The sequence below is a fragment of the Microcoleus sp. T2B6 genome (assembly GCF_036700475.1).
Classification (GTDB): Bacteria; Cyanobacteriota; Cyanobacteriia; order Cyanobacteriales; family Microcoleaceae; genus Microcoleus.
Map to the genome: position 1 here is coordinate 14,308 of NZ_JAUBOZ010000128.1, position 4,454 is coordinate 18,761.

Here is a 4,454-nt window from a genome sequence, read left to right on the forward strand (position 1 = left end):
TTGCGGGACACCCCACAAGAAAATTCATTCTTTGTGAAACAGGCATCTTGCCTGTTCTTGCGATTGACTCTTGGGTGGGGGTGAATTTTCGAGATGATTTGTTTTAGGCAATTATTGTTGGTAAAACCCCACCCTAAGAGACATTGCTAAATTGTGGAACCTTCGCCGACAACCATTCGGCGCGCAACTTGTCAATAGCTAATTCTTTGAATTTAGCTTCTACTTCAATCCAAGGAGCCTGATAATAGCAATTAGGCATTTCTGTAATTAAATCGCTGTGGCGCGGATCGGCAAAAAATTCTCTGCCATTCGATATGTGCACTAATTGCAATTCAGGAACAGACCAAGTTGTGCGGGCTGCTGCGAGCATTTCGGCAACACTGGGATCGTCGTAAGTTTCTAAATGTTCGTGAATGACGTGGTGGTGGGCGTCAAAAACCATTGGTACGCCGGTATCGAGACAAACTTCTAAAATTTCCGAGGAACTGTAAGCGTATTCGTCATTTTCAAAGGTTAAGCGCGATCGAATGGATTCTGGCAAGTCGCGGATGACTGATTTAAGCTGCGAAGTGCGATCGCTCTTGCCGCCGTGAATGTTCATCAGTGCCTGGGGCGATCGGGGCTGTCCCAACATATCTAAAATTAAAGCATGAGCCGCGAGAATTTTAATGCTGTTTGCAACGACATCAGGCTTGTCGGAACTGAGGACGACAAATTGATCGGGGTGCAGTACCAAGCGGATGCCCAAAGAAAGAGCGCGATCGCCCGTAGTCCGCAATTCTTCAGTCATGGAGTGTAGCACTGCTTCCCCCAAATCTGTATCTGCAAAAGGGAACAGTGCGGAAGTCATGCGGTAGAGCTTAATCTCATTAGCTGAACAGAAGTCGATCGCTTTGTCAAGCCGCTTTAAGTTGTCTGTATAGAGCTCGCGCAATACTGTTTCTTGTTCAGTTTCCGAAAGCTGTAAAAGTCGCTTCCGCGTGACAGTGCGAAAGCGAACTGCATCGGATGTTGTAATGCAGACTAACCCCAATTCCGGCAATTTGTCTTTTTGAAATAGTTGGTTAATCTCGCTCATTTCTCAATAATTCCTAACTTGAATTTTAGGTTAAATAGTTTTTTAGTAAGGACTTTAGTCCTTTGTTCTGAAGCTGTGATATCAATTCCGGTTGTATCGGAATGATTAAACCACAGAGGGCACAGAGGACACAGAGAAAGAGAAGAGAGAGATAATTATTCCGATGTCAACGGATTTGATATGAGGTACTACTGAACCTGCCCAAATAGTCCGCCGGAGATTCTCATCCCTGGCGGACTATGGAAGTGCAAGATGTAATTAGTACAAACCGGATTTTTATCAAACATCTAATCAACCGCGTCGCAGATAGGATATCGATGACAATTTAATCGATATAACTATTGCTGTTCTTCGCCAGACTCAGCCTCTTCGTCGGGCCGCGCGGTGGCAACAGGATTTTCCATTGCTTCGTTATGGAACGGATAACCGGATGTTTCTTGATTTAGCGGGTCAGCGGGTTGGTCGTCAGGAGATGTAATTTGACCGTTAGTGTTGGTATTGGGTTTTGTGGAAGAGCCTTTATGGCTGGCGTGACCGCTACTCATCTTTTTTTCCTCAATTAGGTGGATCGAACAATTTCTAGCTTAGACTTAGCTGCTGCGGGCGATCGCCTATCTTAAGTCAGAGATCTGCTATACAAGTCTTGCGGCAGGTTTGACCAATTCTCTCTAACTAATGGCCGTTCGCGGCAGAACCATAGGCAGGTACAGGACAGCGATTTTGGTCAAATATCCGCTCAGCATTAACGTCAATCCAGGTATATTGTCCTCATTTTTTGACTTTAACAGATTCTATGTTCAAACCGAGGTTGCTTATAATTTGGCGAACATCTTTCTCTGTGATTTCTTGATGCTTTCCCTTGGCTGCAAAGCAAGTTTTGGGCATATCAGCGGCTTTTTGGGCTTTGGCTCCCTGCGGCATCGGAATTTTTGCGATACTTTTTCCTTTGGAAATGTTTGTAATTAGCTCTTGCTTTTTTTGTGGATGCTCAAGCACATTTTCGACGAGCGCAGCGTACTTATTCTCAAACAAGTCTTTAAAGGCATCTTTCTTCTCCTCTGGTTCAGGAAGCGATCGCCCCTGAACCAGCATATTTATATTTTCCTTAGCCGTCAGGATATCGCCGATTGGCCCCGTAGCCTCGTGATTTCCGACAGCTATAGCAGGTAAATCTGGTATTACTTCCGTCTGAATAATAAATTTTCCTCTCCCTGCTGCCCTCGCCAGAGTTTTTCCAAATGATGCTGTTACCGCATCCTCTAAGGAATCTAAACGTTCGTCATCTGCTTCTTCCCATTCTGCAATTAGTGTTAGCAGTTTGCAGAATGGATGATTGCCATCAGCCAATAGTTGGGTGTCGGGATGCAAGTCAGACTCGTGGGATTCGGAAATGGCGCGTTGAAGTTCGCGGGCTTTTTCCTGACATTCCAGCAATGACTGAAAATTGCTCTCTACTCGATGGGCGATCGCTAAAATTCGTTCCAGAACCCTCAAAGCAGAGTCGCGGACAAGAGCGATCGCACTTTTTTGCTTCTCGGCAAAATCAACACGCTCAAGTACAGACTTGATATCTGCTAAAGAACCAATTTCCTCAGTTGTCAGCATTGGCGATACTGCCAAATATTCAGCCATTTCTAGCGCCTTGTCGCGAAGCTGAATAAAGTTTTTCCGGGACTCGTCAAGTTCTTGAATCAGCTTTTGAGATATAGGTATACCAGGGTTTAGCAACTTTCGACTCGCCTCTGACAGCCGTGCTTCCAGTTGGGAAAAAACATCTTGTAGTGCGGTGAGTTGTTTGAGTAAGTCTGCTGAATTGTGTTTCATCGGTTTAATCGCTCCATTCAAGTTATTTTCTCTCAGTTCGGCAATGTGGAAATTATGCTCATTCAAATTTGCATAATTCAGATTGTTTTGACTTCCATCGGTTCTCGACAAGTAAGTCTCCTCCAATATAGTTTCTTCTATATTTGATTCTTCTATGAAGTTGTTAAAAGGAATTAATGGTTCTGTCATATTAGCTGTATCAACTATTTTATCACGAACAGGCTCCTGTAAGAAAGTGTCGCGGCTGCGAGACAAGTTTTCTGAGATATTGAACTGTCTGGGCTGCATCGGTTGGGCGATCAATCTTTTTGTGTGAGTTTGGTCAATTGCTGTCGGGCGAATATAATCTTCTAGCAATGTGCTGCGACGCTGCGATCGCAACTTTGTCAAAGCCTGAGCCTCAATTTGCCGAATCCGCTCGCGGGTAACATCAAATATATTGCCGATTTCCTGTAGAGTCTTCTCGCAGCCATTATCCAAGCCGAATCGCATCCGCATAACCTCACGTTCGCGGGGTTTGAGGGTCTTTAAGATTCTTTCTATGTCTGCCAGTCGGTTAATGTTGAAAATGTAATCTTCTGGTGTTTCCCCATCGAATTCAATCAACTCTCCCAATGTAGAACATTCCTCCTCACCCATTCGAGTATCTAAGGAAATGATAGGTTTATCCGATTGAATAACCAAGCGCAATTTTGCAGTTGTCATTTCCAAACAATTGGCGATTGCTTCCATCTTGGGAATACGACCAAATTCTTGAGAAAGCCGTTTAGTAGTTTGCTTAACGTCGGAAATTGTGCGCCACAAGTGAACTGGTAGCCGGATGGTGCGGGAATGGTTATAAATTGCCCGCGTAATTGCCTGACGTATCCAGCAAGTCGCGTAGGTGGAAAACCTGTAGCCTTTCGTGCAATCAAACTTTTCTACAGCCCTGATTAAACCCAGATTTCCCTCCTGAATCAAGTCTAAGAAATCCAGCCCTCGATTTTGATATTTTTTAGCGATTGAGACTACCAGCCGCAAGTTAGACTCTACCATTTTGTCTTTCGCTTTTCGGCTGGCCTCTAATTCTAACTCAGAAAATTTTCGAGCTAATTCAATCTCTTCGTCAGCTTTGAGCATGGGAATTCGACCGATATCTTGCAGATAAACGCGAAGCGAATCTGGCGGTATACGGTCTTCTTTAAATTTGATGCTGTCAGGAAGAGTTTTATGCCAAGCTTCATGAAATTCGTCAAAGTTGCTAAATCCGTGATTTTTATGCAACTCTGCCAAGGAAAGAGCGAAGAGAATTTTTAAATGGGAGTTTGTAGGAATGTCGAATGGGATATCTTTAATATGTTTGACTTTTCCTAATACATCTTTAGATTCATTGCCTTTGTATTGGCAGGGTAAACGCATCTTAACTTTCCCCCAAAATATGCTACAGTTAAATTCGACTAAATTTCAATGTAGTTTTTTGTAGTTTATGGGTGTTATCAATGGCAAGAGGTTTTAGTAAAGCTGTAACTTCCCAACAAAAACAAACAGATTCATTGCCGGAACATGAATATTT

Annotated in this window: 2 protein-coding genes and 1 pseudogene; all 3 read right to left on the minus strand. The window is 43.5% G+C overall.

Annotated features, from left to right (window positions below; translation table 11 throughout):
• Nucleotides 1-133 precede the first annotated feature (133 nt).
• The gene (uvsE, locus tag QUA00_RS32440; RefSeq protein ID WP_333412532.1) at nt 134-1,078 is read right to left on the minus strand and encodes a UV DNA damage repair endonuclease UvsE; all 945 of its coding nucleotides are present in this window, start codon (nt 1,076-1,078) and stop codon (nt 134-136) included.
• 338 nt (nt 1,079-1,416) lie between these two features.
• The gene (locus tag QUA00_RS32445) at nt 1,417-1,623 is read right to left on the minus strand and encodes a hypothetical protein (protein WP_172190898.1); all 207 of its coding nucleotides are present in this window, start codon (nt 1,621-1,623) and stop codon (nt 1,417-1,419) included.
• 1,615 nt (nt 1,624-3,238) lie between these two features.
• A pseudogene (locus QUA00_RS32450) lies at nt 3,239-4,237 on the minus strand (sigma-70 family RNA polymerase sigma factor); the annotation flags it as partial.
• Between the last annotated feature and the right edge of the window lie 217 nt (nt 4,238-4,454).

Excerpts from the sequence above, each read along its gene's own strand:
- uvsE (WP_333412532.1), bottom strand. The coding sequence starts at position 1,078 with ATGAGCGAGATTAACCAACTATTTCAAAAAGACAAATTGCCGGAATTG.
- QUA00_RS32445 (WP_172190898.1), bottom strand. The coding sequence starts at position 1,623 with ATGAGTAGCGGTCACGCCAGCCATAAAGGCTCTTCCACAAAACCCAAT.